We start from the raw sequence: 19,300 nt of genomic DNA, 5'->3' as shown, positions 1-19,300 counted from the left end.
TGGTTTTTGTCATTGCCATCGATCCAGGATCGTTGGTAAATGAAGCCACGAAACTTTTTCGATCCCGGTCCGGCACGTGCGCAGGGGCCACGGTGTCAAAAGGCACGCTCGAAAATAATCTTCCATATTGGCCAGCTGTGGATGAGAACCCATGCATCAACTGCCTCCCGATGAAATGATCAGGCTTGCACTACAGAAGTCACAGGCCCGTTTACACAAGCAGCATCAGTTGGTGGTGGAGTATGGCGTGTCGTCGCTCAGGTCGACGAACCTCGATACTTTGCTCACGCAGGCTTGTACCGTGGTGGCCAACGGCATGAACACGCGTTTTGCCAAAGTGTTGATGCCTTTGCCGGGGAGTGACGATTTTTTGCTGACCCACGGCGTCGGTTGGGATCCCTCGGATATCGGCCACGCCAAGGTCGGTGGGGATGTGGCCAGTCCGGCGGGTTATGCCATTTCCACCTACCGGCCGGTGCTTTCCAACCATCTGGGCCAGGAGCAACGCTTCCGCACGCCGGACCTGTTGAAAAAATACGGTATCGAACGCGCCATCAACGTGCCTATCCGGGGGGCGCTCAGGCCCTTTGGTGTACTGGAGGCGGATAGCACCGACGGTGACGACTTCATCGAAAGCGACCTGGTCTTCCTCGAGGGTATCTCCAACGTCATCTCCATGGCCGTGGAGCGCCTGGCCAATGCGGCGGATGATCAGTTACCGGATCGCTATTCCGAGAGCATGCTCAATGCCAGTCCGGACTGCGTAAAGATCCTCACCACCCACGGCGACATCGAATTCATGAATGATGCCGGCATGTGCCTCATGCACATCGGCGAGCTGGCAGAGGTGCGGGGCAAACCATGGGCCCAGCTGTGGCCTGATGACTCCAAGGCGGTGGTGCGTGATGCCATGGCGCGTTCCGTGGCCGGCGAGTCGGCAAGGTTTGAAGCCTATTGCCCTACGGCCACCGATGAGCCGAGATGGTGGGACGTCACCATCGCCCCCATTCTGACTACCGAGGGCAAGGTGGACAGACTGATTGCGGTGTCGCGGGACATCACCGAGCGGCACCAGCATGAGGCTCAGTTGCTGTCGCTGATTGCCGTGCAGAATACCAAGCTGAGCGACAGCGATCTCTATCTCGAAGAGATTCACCATCGGGTGAAGAACAGCCTGCACCTGGTGAACACCCTGCTGCAGCTTCAGGCCAACTTGTCGGCGGATGAGGCGGTCAAGATCCAGCTGCAGACGGCGGCGAGCCGTGTGCTGACGATAGCCAGTGTGCATGAACGCCTCTATCAGACCGCAGAAACCCAGGGTGTCCTGGCATCAGAGTATCTTGGCGCCTTGTTGAGTGACCTGGGGTCGGCGCTGGCTGAGCGAAAGATCGTTCTCGATGCCGACGCTTTCATTCTTCCTCCACAGCGGATGGCGCCGTTGGGCCTGGTCATTTCCGAGCTGATTACCAATGCCCTCAAGTACGGCAAGGGCACCATAGGCGTGAGCGTCCAGGATGCAGGCGACCATGCTGTCATTACGGTCAGGGACGAGGGGGAGGGCTTTCCGGAGTCTTATCCCGAACCAAGCGGAACAGGCCTGGGCATGCGGCTGGTGAAAAGCTATTCAGGGTATGGGGCCAATGCAATTACGCTGGACCGGCTAGCCGAGAACAGTACGATTTGTGTGAAGTTCAAGCTGTAGGGGCCACTTGGATCCGCCTTGGCCCGCACCGCGCTCCCCGAGTGGTCAGTCGATTTCCCCTTCACTGCTGCCGGAAAGACGCTCCATAAGCAGATGATGGCAGTCGGCTCGAGCGGTCATCTCTGAGGCGAGACCGGAAGGTGCCGGTTTGCGCTTGCGTGCGATAAAGCCCGCGTTTTTGGAGTTCAGGCACAATCAGCTCGACGAAGTCCTCCAAAGTGCCAGGACTGGTGAGCGGGTTCAGCATGTAACCACTGGTTCCCGAAATGCGGGCGTGCTCCTCGATACGATCGGCGACTTGCTCAGGCGTTCCTACCAGTATCAAATCTGTACCGCGTGTGACGTTGGCAAAACGCTTCCTGACGTCACCTGCCGTCAACGGCTTGCCGCTGCCGTCTGGTCGCATCATGTAGGAGGTCAAACCTTCGGTATGGGTCGAGAGCGCATCGCCGTCCGCGTAGCGGCTAAGGTCGATGCCTGTATCGCCGGCATAGCTGACCAATTGTGCTTCCAGGTGATAGTTGCTCTGAAGCTCGTCGTACTTTCTCTGGGCCTCAATCTCGGTTTTCGCCGTGACGATCCGCAGCACCGTAAGCGATTTCACGTCATCCCGATCACGTCCACGAGCCTGTGCCATCGTCCAGATTTCTTCCAGACCCTGGCGGATTTCATGTGGGTTGGATTTGGCGATGAAAATCAGCTCTGCATGCTTGGCTGCGAACTCGCGGCCCCGGCCTGACCAACCTGCCTGGATAAGCAGCGGGGTTCGTTGCGGGGAAGGCGCTGTCAGGTGAGGGCCTGCCACGCGGTAGCGCTCCCCGCAGTGATTGATCGCTTTCACTCGCTCGCCATGGGCGTAGCGCTGACCCGCTTTGTCCTGCACCACTGCGTCGTCTGCCCAGCTGCCCTCCCAGAGCTTGTAGGCCACGTCCATGAACTCTTCGGCGCGTTCGTAGCGGTCGGCATGCTTGACCATCTCTTCCAGGCCGAAGTTGCGAGCAGCACTGGAAAGGTAGGACGTGACGATGTTCCAGGCGATCCGGCCATTGGTCATGTGATCGAGCGTGCTGAAGCGCCGGGCATGGGTGAAGGGATGCTCGTAGGTCGTGGTAACGGTAGCGCCGAATGCCAGATTCCTGGTGATCGCAGCTAGCCCCGGAATGATCATCAACGGGTCGTTCGCAGGCGCTTCTACCGCCCACTTCACTGCTGCTTCAGCGCTCCCGCCGAAGACGTCGTAGAAGCCCAGGACATCTGCGAAGAAGAGCATGTCGAGGTTAGCCTGTTCGGCGATACGGGCTTGGTTCGACCAGAAATCAAACGTGTTGGCGGCCAGGCGCTCATCCGCTGGATGAGTCCATAGGCTGGGTGCGCCACCGCAGCCAACGCTCGCTTGTTCGTATAGCGCAAACAACAGGGGTTTGGGGTCGGACATCATTTTTCCTGTCTTCATTGATATCAGCTGGCAGCTCACCGCTGATGCTGGAACCCTTTGCCGAAGTGGCGTTCAAGCCGGTGCTGAATAAGCTCCAGCCCAATGGACAGCAGCCAGTAGATGAGCGCGGCAGTGGCGAGCATTTCGATATAACGGTACGAGGAGCGCCCGTAGGACTGCGCCAGGAACATTACTTCCCAGACCCCCATTACCGAAATGAGCGACGAGTCCTTCAGCATCGAGATGAACTGGCTGGTGGTCGGGGGGATAATCGTCCTCATCGCCTGCGGGAGCACAACATGGAGGAACGCCGAGGTCGGCCTCAAGCCAAGCGCAGCAGCCGCTTCTCGCTGCCCGGGTGGGACAGCCATGATGCCGGCACGAAAAATTTCGCTGAGGTAGGCGCCGTAGTTGAGCGACAGTGCGATGATCCCTGCGCTAATCGCTCCCGGCACCACACCCAGTTGCGGCAAGCCCAGGTAAATGAGCAGGATCTGGATCAGCAGCGGCGTACCGCGAAAAAACGATGCATAGAAGCTCGCCACGCCGAACGCCACAGCACTGCGGGATAACCGCGCCAGCGCCGTAACAAAGCCCAGCAGCAACGAAAACCCTATCGAGCAAATGCAGAGAAACAGCGTCAGTGCTGCACCCTGAAGGAAGCCGTTTGGTCCCAGTCGCAGGCCTACAAGGTTGGGCCATTTATCCAGGATGATCGAGAACTTCAGGTCAAAGCTCAGGAAGAAGAAGACGCAAAGGCCAAGCAACGCCCCCCAGGTCAGGTACAGGCGGGTCTTGAACCCAAAGGTTCGACCCAGCAGGCTCGATTTCACCTTGGGTGCGATAACGGACTTTGCGGGGTGTGGGTTAAGGACTGTCATTTACTGATATCGGCGCCGATCCACTTCTGGGAAATCTTGGCCAGTGTTCCATCGGCCTTGAGTGCTGTGATGACCTCAGTGACCTTTTCATTCCACTGCGGATCGCCTTTCTCAATAGCGATTACGTTGGGTTCGGCGTACAAAGTCTCGCCTGTGATTTTGAAGCGTGGATCCTGGGCAATACGCTCCTTGGCAGTGATCAGATTGGTGACCATTGCGTCCAGGCGCACGCCGGCACCCAGTGCCAGATCCTGGAAGGCGACAGTTTCGTTGTCATAGGGCGCAGCCTGGGCATTATCAAACGGGTAGATGAGAGGTTTGTCTTCTGCCCCTTCGATGGTGAGATCTTTGTTCAGGTAAGCCTCGTAGGTCGAGGCGCTGATGACGCCAACTTTCTTGCCCGACAGATCTTTTCCCGAGGTGATGGCGGTGTCCTTGGCGTTGACCACGATTACCGCTGGCGACTGGTAATACTCGACCGGGAAGTCGAACACCTCAGCACGCGCCTTGCTCGGTGTCATCGAGCAGACACAGATATCGTAACGGCCCCCCCAGCGGCCTGCGGCGATCACATCCCAAGAGGGCGTTTCGAGCTTGAGCTTCACCCCAAGACGCTCGGCTACGGCCTTGGCGACATCCACGTCAAAGCCATCCAGCTGGTTTTGCTCATTCAAGAACGAGAATGGCGGGTAGTTCTCCATCAGCACCCCGGTAAGCTCACCCTTGCCCTGGACACGATCAAGCGTTGAGCCCGCAAGGGCCGTTGAGCAAGCCACCAGTAAGGCAATGCCCAAAGGTAAAAGTGGGAAGGCTTTCAACGGCTGCTACTCCATAGGAATTGATTTTTAATATTAAAACGCAATATAAAATCAGTTGATACAAACATTATGGAATATGCTTGGTTCCGGGCGCTATATCTACCGTGCTTTGATCAATGCGCGCAGCGGCTGGGATCGCCTTGCTCGGCCGGTGCCTTGCGCGCCGCAGCCAGAAGGGTAGCCAGCACGATGAGCGCAGCACCAGCGGCCATGCGCAGGCTCGGCTGATCACCAAACAGCCACCACGCGCCGATGATCGCGTACACCGGCTCCAGCGCGATGATCATGCCGGCCGTGCGCGCTTCCAGCCCTTCCAGGCTTTTGACGAAAAGAAATTGCGAGAGCCCGGTGCAGAACACGCCCAGCAGCGCCAGGTTGACCCAGTCACTGCCCGCCAGGCTGGTGCTGCCCAAGTGGGCGAAGGCAAACGGCGCCACCAGCGCGGCCACCACCACGTTCTGCCAGAAGGCCACCTGCATGGCGTTCATGCTTGATGCATTGCGGCGGTTGGCCACGGTCAGCAGGGCGAATGCCAGGCCCGAGCCCAGGCCCCAGAGCAGGCCGATGGTGCCGTTGTCCAGCAGGTCGAAAGTCGGCACCACCAACACCAGGCCGGCGGTAACCATCAGCAGAAGCAAACCTTGCACGGCCCCGATACGCTGGCCAAATACACCGCGCTCGAGCATGGCAATGAACGCCGGGAAGCTGGCGAAGCCCAAGGTGGCCACCGCCACGCCGCCGACTTTGACGGCAATGAAGAAGGTCACCCAGTGGGCTGCCAGCAGGGCGCCGGTCAGGCCCAGCACCGGCAGGTTGCGCAGCGTAAGCGCATCGAGCAGGCGGGTGCCCTTGAGGCCGGCGACAAAGCCCAGGGCAATGAAGGCAAAGGTGGCGCGACCGAAGGTGATGATGCTGGCATCGGCGCTGATCAAGTGACCAAGGATGCCGGTCAGGCCGAACAGTACAGCGGCGATATGGGCAACGCACAGGGCGTTACGGTGGCCGGTGGCAGCACCGGCTACGGGGATTGAAGTCGCGATCATGGCAGTCAAGTCTTCACACTGTGGCGCGCGCAAACACTCCCGGCTGGCGCTGCGCAGGTCTGTGATACTGGGAGTTTTATCGTTATGAGCCCGGACGAATTGCCCGGTGCAAAAAGGCGCCACAGCGTTGGAATTGTGAAGCGAGGCTGTTTTACTCGCGGCTACCACGTCGGCCAGCCCACGGCGCGGGGCTGGTCGATGTGTGTATTATTTTTGTATACAGGGTTTTGCAGCCGATTGCGGGCGACGTGTGCTTGTCTGATCGCGACATCGGCGGTTGCCTTGCAGCGCCGCGTCATTCGTCGCCGTAGTTCATGATCGACAGCAGGCGTATGGGCACCTGCACCAGCTGCTCCGGGCCGTGCGGGGTTTCGCCGTCGAAGGTCAGGCTGTCGCCGGCGTGCATGTGGTAGAGCTGGTTGCCATGGCGGTACACCAGCTCGCCCTCCAGCAAATGGAGGAACTCGGTACCGGGGTGGGCGAAGGTCGGGAACTCCTCGCTGGCGTCGTCCATGCTCACCATATAGGCCTCGAAGTTCTTCTTCGGCCCCCTGGCGTGATTGAGCAAGTGGTAGGTGTGGCCCTTCTCGGTGCCGCGGCGTACCACTTCCAGCCCTTCACCGGCCTTCACCAGCAGGGCATTGCCGTCGGGCTGGTCGTATTGGCTGAACAGCTTGGCCATCGGCATGCCCAGTACGTCGCACAGGCGGCTGAGGGTGTCGAGGCTGGTCGACACCTGGGCGTTCTCGATCTTGCTCAGCATGCCCTGGCTGATGCCGGCGATGCGTGCCACATCGGCGAGCTTGAGGGACTGGGCCTGGCGCTGGCGCTTGATCTGCAGGCCCAGGTACTGCTCCAGGCGAAGGCGCGGTTCGGTTTCGGTCGACATCGAATGTCCTGCACGGTTTCAGTTCAAGAATAAAGTTTTCGCACTGGGAAAGTGCGAAATGCAGCTGCGCTGGCCGCTTCTTTCCTCAGGTGAAAACAAGTTTCCCATAAATAGAACAGAAAAACCTGACTGGGTTTTGTCTTGCCTGTGCCGGCCTCTTCGCGGGCAAGTCCACTCCCACAAGGCTTTGCGGCGAATCCTGTGGGAGCGAGCTTGCCCGCGGAGGGGCCCAACAGACACCCCAAGGTCGCACCCTGAACAAACTTGGCAAGCGCATTGCATTCCTGAGAGGAAAGTAAGTTTCCCTTGCGGAATCATTGCCCCTTGCCCAGGAGTGTTCAACCCATGTTGCCAGCAGAAACCCAGCGCACCCTCGACCAGCACGGCATCAAGTACGTACTGGCGCAGTTCGTCGATATCCATGGTTCGGCGAAGACCAAATCGGTGCCGGTCTCGGGCCTGAAGATGGTAGCCGAGGAGGGCGCCGGCTTTGCCGGGTTCGCCATCTGCGGCATGGGCATGGAGCCCCACGGCCCGGACTTCATGGCCCGCGGCGACCTGTCCACGCTGGTGCCGGTGCCTTGGCAGCCGGGCTATGGCCGGGTGGTGTGCGTGGGCCATGTCAACGGCCAGCCTTGGCCCTATGACACCCGCTACGTGTTGCAGCAACAGGTGCAGCGCCTGGCCGACAAAGGCTGGACCCTGAACACCGGCCTCGAGCCTGAGTTCAGCCTGTTCCGCCGCGACGATGGGGGCAAGCTGCAACTGGTGGACGCCTCCGACAACCTCGACAAGCCATGCTATGACTACAAGGGCCTGTCGCGCTCGCGGCTGTTCCTCGAGCGCCTGACCGAAGCGCTGCAGCCGGTGGGCTTCGACATCTACCAGATCGACCACGAAGACGCCAACGGCCAGTTCGAGATCAACTACACCTACAGCGACGCCATGGAATCGGCCGACCGCTTCACCTTCTTTCGCATGGCTGCCGGTGAGATCGCCAACGATCTGGGCATGATTTGCTCGTTCATGCCCAAGCCCGACCCCAAACGCGCCGGCAACGGCATGCACTTTCACCTGTCGCTGGCCAGCAGCACCCACAAGAACCTGTTCCACGACCCGTCCGACACCAGCGGGATGGGCCTGTCGAAGCTGGCCTACCACTTTGCCGCAGGGCTGATGGCACACGGCCCGGCGCTGTGTGCCTTTGCGGCGCCGACGGTCAACTCCTACAAGCGTCTGGTGGTGGGCCGGTCGTTGTCGGGTTCGACGTGGGCCCCGGCCTTCGTAGCCTGGGGGGCCAACAACCGTTCGGCGATGGTGCGGATTCCTTATGGTCGCCTGGAGTTCCGCCTGCCGGACGCCGGTTGCAACCCCTACCTGGTCACCGCGGCGATCATTGCTGCCGGCCTCGACGGCATCGACCGCCAGCTGGAACCGGGCGAGATGTGCAATGAAAACCTCTACACCCTCAGCCTTGAAGAAATTGCCGCACGCGGCATCAAGACCCTGCCGCAATCGCTGAAGGAGGCCGCCGACGCGCTCGAAGCCGACCCGTTGTTCCGCGAGGTGCTGGGCGCCGAGATCGTCGACGAGTTCATCAAGCTCAAGCGCATGGAGTGGGTGGAGTACTGCCGCCACGTCTCCGACTGGGAAATCCAGCGTTACACCGAGTTCTTCTGACCGCCCCCAATCCCCTGGGCGGCCAACACGAGAGCGGTCGCCCACTGCCTAGTAAGGAGCATCACCATGTGTGGAATTGTAGGCCTGTACCTGAAAAAGCCCGAGCTGGAAGCCCAGCTTGGCAAGCTGTTCGAACCCATGCTCCAAGCCATGACCGACCGCGGCCCGGACAGCGCCGGCTTCGCCATCTACGGCGATGAAGTGGCCGAAGGCTGGGTCAAGCTGACCCTGCAAGCGACTGACACAAATTACCCCTGGACCACCTTGATGGGCCAGCTGGAAGGGCATCTGGGCTGCTCGCTGGACTGGTTCCAGAATGCCAGCGCCGCGGTGCTCAAGGTGCACACCGATGAAGCCGCTGCCCGCGCCGCGTTGGCGGAGCTGGCGCCCGACGTGCGCATCATGAGCGCCGGGCAGAGCATCGAAATCCTCAAGGGCATGGGCTTGCCAGCAGAAATTTCCAGCCGCTTCGGCCTGGCCAGCATGAAGGGCAGCCACATCATCGGCCACACCCGCATGGCCACCGAAAGCGCCGTGACCATGGAAGGCAGCCACCCGTTCTCCACCGGCGCCGACCTGTGCCTGGTGCACAACGGCTCACTGTCCAACCACTTTCGCCTGCGCCAGGAGCTCAAGCGCGAAGGCGTCAGTTTCGAAACCGACAACGACACCGAAGTGGCCGCCGGCTACCTGACCTGGCGCCTGCAGCAGGGTGACAGCCTGGCCCAGGCCCTGGATGGCGCACTGGAAGACCTGGACGGCTTCTTCACCTTTGCCATCGGCACCCGCAACGGCTTTGCAGTGATCCGCGACCCGATTGCCTGCAAACCGGCGGTACTGGCCGAGACCGAAGACTACGTGGCCATGGCCTCGGAATACCAGGCACTGGCCGGCCTGCCAGGCATCGAGCACGCCAAGGTCTGGGAACCGGCCCCGGCCACGCTGTACGTCTGGGAACGCGAAAGCGCCTGACCTGCCACCGAACCCCTGGAGAACCTTATGAAGACGATCGACCTTTCCAGCACTTCGGTGCGTGTGCTCAACCAGTCCCTGCACGGCGAGGTGCAGGACCTTGAATGGCAAGTGACCCACCCTGGCGGCAAGCACAACCTGGCTGTGGGCATCAACGCTGCCGTGGCGGTGGATATCGAAGGCCACGCCGGCTACTACTGCGCCGGCATGAACCAGCAGGCCAGTGTCACCGTGCACGGCAACGTCGGTGTGGGTGTGGCCGAGAACATGATGTCCGGCTTGGTGCGGGTCAAGGGCAGTGCTTCCCAGGCAGCCGGTGCCACCGCCCATGGCGGGCTGCTGGTGATCGAAGGTGACGCCGGTGCCCGTTGCGGTATTTCCATGAAAGGCGTGGACATTGTGGTCGGCGGCAGCATCGGCCACATGAGCTGCTTCATGGGCCAGGCCGGGCGCCTGGTGGTGTGTGGTGACGCCGGCGACGCGCTGGGCGACTCGCTGTATGAGGTGCGCATCTACGTCAAGGGCTCGGTGCAGTCACTGGGCTCGGACTGCATCGAAAAGGACATGCGCGCCGAACACCTGCAAGAGCTGCAGGAGCTGCTGAACAAGGCTGGCCTGGACCACAGGGCCGCCGATTTCAAACGCTACGGCTCGGCCCGCCAGCTGTACAACTTCAAAGTCGACAACGCCAGCGCGTACTGATCCAGGAGCATTCCCATGAGCGAGCAATTCCCCCCGGTACTGCGTGAGTCGGCCACCTTCGATCGCCTGACCATCCAGGAAATCCAGCGTGCCGCCGAAACCGGCATCTACGACATTCGCGGTGGTGGCACCAAGCGCCGTGTGCCGCATTTCGACGACCTGCTGCTGCTGGGCGCCAGCGTGTCGCGTTACCCCCTGGAAGGCTACCGCGAGAAGTGCGGCACCGACGTGGTGCTGGGCAACCGCTTTGCGAAAAAGCCGATTCACCTGAAAATCCCGGTGACCATAGCCGGCATGAGCTTCGGCGCGCTGTCGGCCAATGCCAAGGAAGCGCTGGGCCGTGGGGCGACCATCGCGGGCACCAGCACCACCACCGGCGACGGCGGCATGACCCCGGAAGAGCGCGGCCAGTCGCAGCATCTGGTGTATCAGTATCTGCCATCGCGCTACGGTATGAACCCCGATGACCTGCGCAAGGCCGACGCCATCGAGATCGTCCTCGGTCAGGGCGCCAAGCCGGGCGGTGGCGGCATGCTGCTGGGCATGAAGGTGACCGAGCGGGTAGCCGGCATGCGCACCTTGCCGATCGGCGTCGACCAGCGCAGTGCCTGCCGCCACCCGGACTGGACTGGCCCTGATGACCTGGCGATCAAGATTGCCGAGATCCGCGAGATCACCGACTGGGAAAAACCCATCTACGTGAAGATCGGTGCCAGCCGCCCGTACTACGACGTCAAGCTGGCGGTGAAGGCCGGTGCGGATGTGATCGTGCTCGACGGCATGCAGGGTGGTACCGCAGCGACTCAGGAGGTGTTCATCGAGCACGTCGGCATCCCGATCTTGCCGGCCATCCCGCAGGCGGTACAGGCGCTTCAGGAAATGGGCATGCACCGCAAGGTGCAGCTGATTGTCTCTGGCGGTATCCGCAACGGTGCCGACGTGGCCAAGGCCATGGCCCTGGGGGCTGACGCGGTGGCCATTGGTACGGCGGCGCTGATCGCCCTGGGTGACAACCACCCCCGCCTGGACAGCGAGCTGAAGAAGATTGGCTCGGCCGCCGGCTTCTATGACGACTGGCAAAACGGCCGCGACCCGGCCGGCATCACCACCCAGGACCCGGAGCTGGCCAAGCGCCTGAACCCGGAAGAGGCGGGGCGACGGCTGGCGAATTACCTGCGGGTGCTGGTGCTGGAGGCGCAGACCATGGCGCGGGCGTGTGGCAAGTCGCACCTGCACAACCTTGACCCGGAGGACCTGGTGGCCTTGACCGTGGAGGCGGCGGCGATGGCGCGGGTGCCCCTGGCGGGGACGGCCTGGGTGCCGGGGCAGGCGCAGTACTGATCCATTGGTTAATGGGGCCGCTTTGCGGCCCATTCGCGGCACAAGGCCGCCCCTACAGGGGGATCGCATTGCCTGAGCTTGCGCGCTCCCCTGTAGGAGCGGCCTTGTGTCGCGATGGGCTGCAAAGCAGCCCCAAGGCCCCCCATTCCCACAGGAGTGACTCCATGAAGCACCTCACCCTAGCTGTAATGTTGTTAGCCCTGGCCACCCAGGCCACTGCCGCCGAAACCACCCTGGACACCGGCAACACTGCCTGGATGATCTGCGCCGCGATGTTCGTGCTGATGATGTGCATCCCTGGCCTGGCGCTGTTCTACGGCGGCATGGTGCGTGCCAAGAACTTCCTCTCCGTGTTCACCCAGCTGTTCGCCGTGGCCGGGGTTATCGGCATTCTCTGGGTACTGTTCGGTTACAGCCTGGTGGTCGATACCACCGGCATGGTCGAGGGCCAGCTCAGCGTCAACAGTTTCATCGGCGGGCTGGACAAGGCTCTGATGCTGGATATCGGCCATGACAGCCTGGTCGGCACCATCCCCGAAGGCGTGTTTGCGGTGTTCCAGCTGACGTTCGCCATCATCACCCCGGCGCTGATTGCCGGCGGCTTTGCCGAGCGCATGAAGTTCAGCGCTTCGTTGCTGTTCATGGCAGCGTGGTTCGTGCTGGTGTACGCGCCAATCGCCCATATGGTGTGGGGCGGGCCGGGGGCGTTGATGGTCAACTGGGGCGTGCTGGATTTCGCCGGTGGTACTGCGGTGCATATCAACTCTGGCGTGGCTGCCTTGGCTGCGGCGTTGATGCTGGGCAAGCGCAAGGGCTACCCGCAGGTGGCAATGCCGCCGCACAACCTCGGCTTTACCCTGGTGGGTGCGGGGTTGCTGTGGGTGGGCTGGTTCGGCTTCAACGTGGGGTCGGGGCTGGCGGCCAACGAGGGGGCCGGGGTGGTGATGCTGGCGACCATGGTGGCGGCCTGTGCGGGGATTGTCGGTTGGTTGCTGACCGAGAAGGTGATGCATGGCCGGCCGACTGCCTTGGGTGCAGCGTCGGGGGCATTGGCCGGGTTGGTGGGCATCACACCGGCTTGCGCGTTCGTCGGGCCGCTGGGGGCGCTGGTGATCGGTGTGCTGACGGGGGCCATCTGCTTCTTTGCCGTGACCCGGCTCAAGCAGGCGCTGGGGTATGACGACAGCCTCGATGTGTTCGGGCTGCATGGCGTTGGCGGGATGGTCGGGGCGGTGCTGACCGGGGTGTTCGCAGCGCCATCGCTGGGGGGCTATGTCGAGGGCGTATCGCCCATTGGGCAGGCACTGGTGCAGCTCAAGGGGGTGGCGTTCACCTTCGTGTACTGCTTCGTGGTGAGCTGGGCGATTCTCGGCGCGATCAAGCTGACTGTCGGGCTAAGGGCCAGCCGGGAGGAGGAAGAGCAGGGGCTGGACCTGGCGGAGCACAATGAGCGGGCTTACAACCTCTGATGGATTTGCCTCCTGCCTGGCATCGCCTTCAAGCCATGTACAGGAGTTGTAGGAGCAGCCTTGTGCTGCGAAGAGGCCATTTCTGCTGAAGAAGATCTTGTTCCTTACTGGCCTCTTCGCAGCACAAGGCTGCTCCTACAGGTACTGAACTAGCCTGGGGAGGGAGCGGGCTTGCCCGCGAAGAGGCCGGTACAGGTTGAATCAGTGCCCCATGGCCAACTTGGCACTCGTCTGCCGGCGACGGTAGGCACTGTCACGGCTGGCCAGCCACCAGTACAGCGGCGAGGTGATTGCCAGCCCTACCAGCCACGACAGGTCAGCCCCGTTGATGTGCTCGGAAATCGGCCCGACATACAGCGGCGTGTTCATGAACGGGATCTGCACCACGATACCTACCGCATAGGCAATCAACGCCTGTGGGTTGTAACGCCCGTAGATACCGCCATCGACCTGGAAGATCGACTGGATGTCGTAGTCACCTTTGTGGATGACATAAAAGTCGATCAGGTTGATCGCTGTCCACGGCACCAGCACCACCAGCAGCACCAGCACCATGTCGACGAAGTGGCCGATGAAGTCTGCCGAGGCGAACACCGCCACCACGCAGCAGGCCGACAGCACGATCAGCGACAGCACCGCACGGCTCTTGGCAGTAGGAATCCAGCGATAAGCGAAGGTTTGCACCAGGGTGATGATCGACAGCACCGCGCCATACAGGTTGAGGGCGTTGTGGCTGATGACGCTGAGCAGGAACAGCACCAGCATGATCGGGCCCAGGGTGCCGGTGGCCAGCTTGACCGCATCCATGGTGTCCATGCCTGCCGGGATCGCCAGTACCGCCACGGCACCGAAGATGAACGACAGGCTCGAGCCCAGGGCAGAGCCCAGGTAGGTGGTCCAGAACGTCGAGCTGACTTTCACATCCGCAGGCAGGTAGCGCGAGTAGTCCGACACGTAGGGCGCAAAGGCGATCTGCCACAGCGCCGCCAGCGACACGGTGGCCAGCCAGCCGGCCAGGTTGAAGCTGCCACGGGTCAGGAAGTCGTCGCTTTGCACGTGGGTGAAGATGTAGCCGAAGCCGACCACGATGCCGATGCCCAGCACCCAGGTGCCGATACGGTTGAGCACGTGGATGAAGCGGTAGCCGATGATGCCGATGATGCCCGACCCCAGCGCACCGATGACGATGCCCACCGGTACCGGCACGGTGTCTACCACACCATGTAGCGACTTGCCGGCGAGCACGATGTTGGAAGCGAAGAAGCCGATATACATGACGCCGGCGATCACTACCACCAGCAGCGCGCCGAGGGTGCCGAACTGGGCGCGGCTCTGGATCATCTGCGGGATGCCCATTTGCGGGCCCTGGGCCGAGTGCAGGGCCATCAGTACCCCGCCGACCAGGTGGCCGACCAGGATGGCGACGATGCCCCATATCAGGTTCAGGTGAAACAGCTGCACGCCCAGCGCGCCGGTGACGATGGGCAGCGGCGCGATATTGCCGCCGAACCACAGTGTGAACAGATCCCTTACCTTTCCATGGCGGTCTTGCGGGGGCACGTAGCCGATTGTGTGTTTTTCTATCAGGGGTGCCGAATTGGCTGCACTGGTCATGACTGACTCCAAGGCAAGGTAGGGCATCGGGAGCTGCCCGGGGGCGTGCCGGCGATGGGCGACGCGTTCTTGTTGGAGGGATGATGCGGGGCGCGGGGATAACGAGAAATTAGTAAATATGTACCCATAAACCTTAAAAAACCTAAGGCTGACAAAAGCTTAAGCGGGTGACGGTAGCAAGGACGGTGCCAGTGGGCGGCAGGGCCTGGGATAGAGGGGTTGAGCCCTGTATCGGTAGAAAGCGGTGGGCTTTGATGGTGCGTGATGCACGTTTTCAGGGCGGCTGAATGGTTGCCTGTATAGGCCCTTTCCCACAGGTATGGCGCAGCTTTCAGTACCTGTGGTGAACCTGTGGGAGCGGGCGAGCCCACGAAAGGGCCAGTACAGGCAATAGAGCTACATCGGCAGCAACCGGTCCTGAATCACTTCTTTCATTACCAGGGTCGAGCTCAGGCGCTTCACGTTGGGAATGCTGGTCAGTTTCTCGTCGTACAGCTTCTGAAATGCCGGCAGGTCCTTGGCCACCACATGCAGCAGGTAATCCGGGTCACCGAACAACCGCTGCGCTTCGACAATCTGCGGGATCTCCGAAAGTGCCGCTTCAAAATCCGCCACTGGCTGGCGGGTGACCTCGCGCAGGGTCACGAACACCAGCGCAGCAAAGTTCAGCCCCAGGGCGCTCGGCGCCAGGCGGGCGTGGTAGCCGAGTATCGCCCCGGACTCCTCCAGTGCCTTCAAGCGCCGATGGCACGGCGACAGGCTGAGCCCCACACGCTCGGCCAGCTCGGTTACCGACAGCCGACCGTCTTTTTGCAGCTCGGCAAGTATTTTCCTATCCGTCCTGTCCATTGAGAAGGATTTTCCAGTAATTGAACGATTGCAGGGAATATACGAAAGAAAATCCCCGAGCGGAATCCGTAATCTTTCGACATCCCAAGGCAGTAGATAAGGAAGATTCAAGTGGCTATCAGTGTGCTGACGGCATTTTGGGCCGTGTCGATGCTGTTTGTGATTACCCCGGGTGCAGACTGGGCTTACGCCATTTCGGCAGGCATGCGCGGGCGCTGGGTAATGCCCGCAGTGGCGGGGATGTTGTCGGGGCATTTCCTGGCGACACTGGTGGTGGCTGCGGGTGTCGGTAGCCTGTTGGCAGGCCACCCGCTGGCGCTGACCCTGCTGACCTTGGCAGGGTGCAGCTACCTGCTGTGGCTGGGCGGCAACCTGTTGCTGAGCCCGGCATTGCCCGAAGCCGGGCAGGGTGGTGAGGGGGAGTCGGGTTCGCGTTGGGCGTTGAAAGGGTTTTGCGTCAGCGGGTTGAATCCCAAGGTTTTCCTGCTGTTCCTGGCCTTGCTGCCGCAGTTCACCGACCCGCAGTCGAGCTGGCCGGTGCCTTTGCAGATCTTGCTGCTGGGCCTGGTGCACCTGTGCAGTTCGCTGGTGATCTATTCGCTGGTCGGCTATGGCGCCAAAGCCGTGCTGAGCACCCGACCGGGCGCGGCGAAGCTGGTCGGGCGGGTGTCGGGGGTGGCGATGATTACCGTTGCCCTTGGTTTGATAGCGGGGCAAATCAACTGATTTCACCCGTGACAAATGGCTTCAGATACACTCGCCGCAAACCCACGCACAACCAGGATGTGCCCCATGCCTGAAACCACCCAACTGCTCACCTTCGCCCTGATCTGCCTCGGCATGGTGCTGACCCCGGGGCCGAACATGATCTACCTGATATCCCGTTCGATCTGCCAGGGCCGCAAGGCCGGGTTGATTTCCCTGGGGGGTGTGGCTCTGGGCTTTGTCATCTACATGTTTTGCGCGGCCCTGGGCATCACGGCGCTGGTAATGGCAGTTCCCTTTGCCTACGACGCTCTGCGTATCGGTGGCGCGCTGTACCTGCTGTACCTGGCCTGGCAGGCGCTGCGGCCCGGTGGCCGTTCACCCTTCCAGGTCCGTGAGCTGCCCGCCGACAGCCCGCGGCGGCTGTTCACCATGGGGTTTGCCACCAGCCTGCTCAACCCCAAGATCGCCGTCATGTACCTGTCGCTGATGCCGCAGTTCATTGAGCCGGGCCATGGCAGCGTGCTGGTGCAGTCGCTGGTGCTGGGTTCGACACAGATCGCCATCAGCGTCACGGTGAATGCATTGATTGCGGTCATGGCTGGGTCCATCGCCGTGTTTCTGGCTGGCAGGCCGCTGTGGCAACAGGTTCAGCGGTGGTTGATGGGTACCGTGCTGGCAGGGCTTGCGCTGCGCATGCTGGCAGAAGGGCGCCGTTGATCGTTCATTGCGTTGCAAGGTATCAGTGGCTGCTGGCCGAGGCGTCTTCGGCCGGGGCTGCAGGCGGATCCTCCTGTGGCAGGTAAAGGGTGAAGGTGGTGCCCTGGCCGGGGATGCTTGCTACCTGTACATCGCCCCCGGACTGTTTGGCAAAACCGAACACCTGCGACAACCCCAGCCCCGTACCTTCACCCGGGGCTTTTGTGGTGAAAAACGGGTCGAAGATACGTTCCAGCAGTTCGGCGGCAATACCCACACCGCTGTCGCTCACCGATATCGCCGCGAACCGGGCTGGCGGTGAAGGCTGGTCGCGCAGGGCAGGCAGGCGCCGGTCAGCCTGCAGGCGCAGCAGCAAGGTGCCTTCGCCGGCCATGGCGTCGCGCCCGTTGAGCATCAGGTTGATCACCGCGGTTTCCAGCTGACTGACGTCGGCGCGGATGTGGCACGCCGTCTGCGGTAGTTGCAGCTCGACCTGGATGCGCGCCCCGGTGGCGGTGTCGAGCATGTCGGCCATGGCCTCCAGCCGTGGCCCGGCCTCGAACACTTCGGGGCTGAGGGCCTGGCGGCGGGCGAAGGCCAGTAGCTGGCCGGTCAGTTTGGCACCACGGTGGACCGTATCAGATATGGTCTTGATGTAGCGCTCGCGGCGTTTTTCATCAAGGTTGGGGCGCTGCAGAAAGTGCAACGACGAGCGAATGATGGTCAGCAGGTTGTTGAAGTCGTGTGCCACACCACCGGTCAGCTGGCCGATGGCTTCCAGCTTCTGGGCCTGGCGCAACGCTGCCTCGGTGTGCACCAACTGGGTGGTGCGCTCGTCGACGCGGTGTTCGAGGGTGGCATTCAGCGCCTCCAGTGCGGCCATGGCCTCACGCACTTCGGCATGGGCCTGAACCCGCTGAATATGCGCCCAGCAACGCTCGGTCACTTCGCTGATCAGCGCCTGTTCGTAGTCTGTCCATGTGCGCGGTGCGTTGTCATGGATCGCCATCAGTGCGATGAGGCGGCCGCCTTTGATCAGCGGCATGCAGATGGTGGCGGTAATGCCGATGGCCTGGAAGGTGGCGGCTTCGTCGGCGGCCAGTTCACTGAGGTTGTCGTTGATCACCAGTGGCAGGCCGCTGCGCAGGCGGCTGAGTGCCAGGCGGCCAAAGTCGTGCAGTTGGTACTGGCCCACCAGCCTCGGCGAGCCGGGGGCCACCGCGTCGCCACAGATGGTAAAACCGTCCTCGTCAGCGTCCATCACCGCATACGCGCAACTGGAAAGGCTCAGGTGCTCCACCATCATGCGCGTGGTGGTGTCCAGGATCTGGTCCGCGGCGGTGGCGTCGGCTATGGCACGGCCGAGTGCGTCGAGAAAGTTGAGGCGCCTGTTGGCGAGCACGCTGGTGGTGGTTTCGGTGACCGTGTCGAGCATGCCCAGCACCTCGCCATCAAGGCCGCGAATCGGGCTGTAGCAGAAGGTGAAATAGGCCCGCTCCGGGCCGCCGTTGCGTTCGATGATCAGCGGAAAGTCTTCTATATACACCGCTTCGCCAGCCAGGGCACGGTCAGCCATGCTGCCAATGTCAGCCCATGCTTCCTGCCACACGTCGCGGAAGGGGATGCCAAGGGCCAAGGGCTTGCGCCCGAGAATCGGGGTGAAGGCATCGTTGTGCAGGGTGAGCAGGTCAGGGCCCCAGAGTACGGCCTGCGGGAAGCGCGAGGCCAGGCACAGGGCCATGGTGGTCTTCAGCGCATCGGGCCAATGTTCCAGTGGGCCCAAGGGGGTGTCTGCCCAGTCGTGGTTGCGGATGCGTTCGGCCATCAGCCCGCCGCCGTCTAGCCATTTCGCCATGTGCTCTTTCGGTCCTTTAACTCAAGGCTTTTAGGGTGCACCGAGAATAGACGGTTGGCGAGGATTTTGTGGTGGTCTGTGCTAGCGAATGAAGTGCACCTTGCCGGTGTCATCATTGCCCATGTAGATGCCATACACCCCAGCCTGCCGCTCAAGGATGTAGCGCTCGAGAATTTGCCGGATCGCCGGGTAGTAGATCTCGTCCCACGGAATCTCGTCGGGTTCGAAGAACTTGTACGCCAGGGTCTCCGGCCCGTACTGCCCGGTTTCTTCGGTGACGCTGGCGCGGAAGATGATGTACACCTCGCTGATTTTCGGCACGCTGAAGATGGAGTAGGGCGAGACGATGTCGGCGCGCACGCCGCTTTCTTCCCAGACCTCGCGCAGCGCCGCCTGCTCGGTGGTTTCGCCAGCCTCCATGAATCCGGCCGGCAAGGTCCAGGTGCCGGGGCGCGGCGGGATGGCGCGCTGGCACAACAGGTACTTGCCATCGCGCTCGATGATGCAGCCGGCGATGATCTTCGGGTTGATGTAGTGGATGTAGCCGCAGCCGGTGCAGTGCAGGCGTTCGTGGGTGTCGCCTGTGGGAACGCCCCGGGCCAGTTCCGTGGTGCAGTGCGGGCAATAGCGCGGGGCGGTAGGCATG

General features: G+C 61.9%; 17 protein-coding genes. 8 read left to right on the top strand and 9 right to left on the bottom strand.

Annotated features, from left to right (window positions below; genetic code table 11):
- Nucleotides 1-151: 151 nt before the first annotated feature.
- On the top strand, nt 152-1,702 hold the full coding sequence (locus ABI582_RS07515; protein WP_442118837.1) for a PAS domain-containing protein: 1,551 nt from the start codon (nt 152-154) through the stop codon (nt 1,700-1,702).
- Nucleotides 1,703-1,763: 61 nt separating this feature from the next.
- Here ABI582_RS07515 and ABI582_RS07510 read toward each other — a convergent pair whose 3' ends face one another.
- The 5 genes from ABI582_RS07510 to ABI582_RS07490 all read right to left on the bottom strand — a co-directional run bounded on the left by ABI582_RS07510 (nt 1,764) and on the right by ABI582_RS07490 (nt 6,768).
- Nucleotides 1,764-3,137: an LLM class flavin-dependent oxidoreductase gene (locus ABI582_RS07510; RefSeq protein WP_442118836.1), complete on the bottom strand. Its 1,374-nt coding sequence runs from the start codon at nt 3,135-3,137 to the stop codon at nt 1,764-1,766.
- Nucleotides 3,138-3,172: 35 nt separating this feature from the next.
- Nucleotides 3,173-4,018 carry an amino acid ABC transporter permease gene (locus tag ABI582_RS07505; protein WP_442118835.1) on the bottom strand — a complete coding sequence of 282 codons (846 nt, stop codon included), beginning with the start codon at nt 4,016-4,018 and terminating at the stop codon, nt 3,173-3,175.
- Nucleotides 4,015-4,836 carry an ABC transporter substrate-binding protein gene (locus ABI582_RS07500; RefSeq protein WP_442118834.1) on the bottom strand — a complete coding sequence of 274 codons (822 nt, stop codon included), beginning with the start codon at nt 4,834-4,836 and terminating at the stop codon, nt 4,015-4,017. The genes ABI582_RS07505 and ABI582_RS07500 overlap by 4 nt, the downstream gene beginning before the upstream one ends.
- 113 nt (nt 4,837-4,949) lie before the next feature.
- Nucleotides 4,950-5,879, bottom strand: a complete 930-nt coding sequence (locus ABI582_RS07495; protein ID WP_442118833.1) for a DMT family transporter — start codon at nt 5,877-5,879, stop codon at nt 4,950-4,952.
- Between the two features lie 295 nt (nt 5,880-6,174).
- Nucleotides 6,175-6,768, bottom strand: a complete 594-nt coding sequence (locus ABI582_RS07490; RefSeq protein WP_258652312.1) for a helix-turn-helix domain-containing protein — start codon at nt 6,766-6,768, stop codon at nt 6,175-6,177.
- Nucleotides 6,769-7,113: 345 nt separating this feature from the next.
- Between ABI582_RS07490 and glnT the strand changes: the two genes are divergently transcribed.
- From glnT to ABI582_RS07465, 5 genes are all read left to right on the top strand, one after another.
- Nucleotides 7,114-8,448, top strand: coding sequence for a type III glutamate--ammonia ligase (gene glnT, locus ABI582_RS07485; protein WP_442118832.1), 1,335 nt, complete (start codon nt 7,114-7,116; stop codon nt 8,446-8,448).
- A gap of 66 nt (nt 8,449-8,514) precedes the next feature.
- Nucleotides 8,515-9,420, top strand: coding sequence for a class II glutamine amidotransferase (locus ABI582_RS07480; protein WP_442118831.1), 906 nt, complete (start codon nt 8,515-8,517; stop codon nt 9,418-9,420).
- A 27-nt stretch (nt 9,421-9,447) separates the two neighbouring features.
- On the top strand, nt 9,448-10,122 hold the full coding sequence (locus ABI582_RS07475; protein ID WP_442118830.1) for a protein glxC: 675 nt from the start codon (nt 9,448-9,450) through the stop codon (nt 10,120-10,122).
- 15 nt (nt 10,123-10,137) lie between these two features.
- Nucleotides 10,138-11,463 (top strand): FMN-binding glutamate synthase family protein, encoded by a 1,326-nt coding sequence (locus ABI582_RS07470; protein ID WP_016715698.1) that lies wholly within the window; start codon nt 10,138-10,140, stop codon nt 11,461-11,463.
- A gap of 164 nt (nt 11,464-11,627) precedes the next feature.
- Entirely contained in the window at nt 11,628-12,932 is a 1,305-nt protein-coding gene (locus tag ABI582_RS07465; protein ID WP_442118829.1) for an ammonium transporter, read from the top strand.
- A gap of 201 nt (nt 12,933-13,133) precedes the next feature.
- Here ABI582_RS07465 and ABI582_RS07460 read toward each other — a convergent pair whose 3' ends face one another.
- Both ABI582_RS07460 and ABI582_RS07455 read right to left on the bottom strand, forming a co-directional pair.
- Entirely contained in the window at nt 13,134-14,546 is a 1,413-nt protein-coding gene (locus ABI582_RS07460) for a purine-cytosine permease family protein (RefSeq protein WP_016499253.1), read from the bottom strand.
- Nucleotides 14,547-14,942: 396 nt separating this feature from the next.
- Nucleotides 14,943-15,395 carry an Lrp/AsnC family transcriptional regulator gene (locus tag ABI582_RS07455; protein WP_016499254.1) on the bottom strand — a complete coding sequence of 151 codons (453 nt, stop codon included), beginning with the start codon at nt 15,393-15,395 and terminating at the stop codon, nt 14,943-14,945.
- A 111-nt stretch (nt 15,396-15,506) separates the two neighbouring features.
- On the opposite strand from ABI582_RS07455, the gene ABI582_RS07450 reads away from it, so the two are divergent.
- Nucleotides 15,507-16,121 carry a LysE family translocator gene (locus ABI582_RS07450; protein WP_016499255.1) on the top strand — a complete coding sequence of 205 codons (615 nt, stop codon included), beginning with the start codon at nt 15,507-15,509 and terminating at the stop codon, nt 16,119-16,121.
- Nucleotides 16,122-16,187: 66 nt separating this feature from the next.
- A complete protein-coding gene (locus ABI582_RS07445; protein ID WP_338744278.1) occupies nt 16,188-16,820 on the top strand; it encodes a LysE family translocator in 633 nt (210 codons plus the stop codon).
- 22 nt (nt 16,821-16,842) lie between these two features.
- On the opposite strand, the gene ABI582_RS07440 is transcribed toward ABI582_RS07445, so the two are convergent.
- Both ABI582_RS07440 and ABI582_RS07435 read right to left on the bottom strand, forming a co-directional pair.
- A complete protein-coding gene (locus ABI582_RS07440) occupies nt 16,843-18,654 on the bottom strand; it encodes an ATP-binding protein (protein WP_442118828.1) in 1,812 nt (603 codons plus the stop codon).
- An 81-nt stretch (nt 18,655-18,735) separates the two neighbouring features.
- Nucleotides 18,736-19,299, bottom strand: a complete 564-nt coding sequence (locus ABI582_RS07435) for an NUDIX hydrolase (protein WP_049275823.1) — start codon at nt 19,297-19,299, stop codon at nt 18,736-18,738.
- Between the last annotated feature and the right edge of the window lies 1 nt (nt 19,300).

It is taken from the genome of Pseudomonas sp. SAS7 (genome assembly GCF_052112345.1).
Lineage (GTDB): Bacteria > Pseudomonadota > Gammaproteobacteria > Pseudomonadales > Pseudomonadaceae > Aquipseudomonas > Aquipseudomonas putida_Q.
The sequence above is the reverse complement of the archived record's forward strand: the minus strand, read 5'-3'. Positions and strand labels throughout refer to the sequence as shown.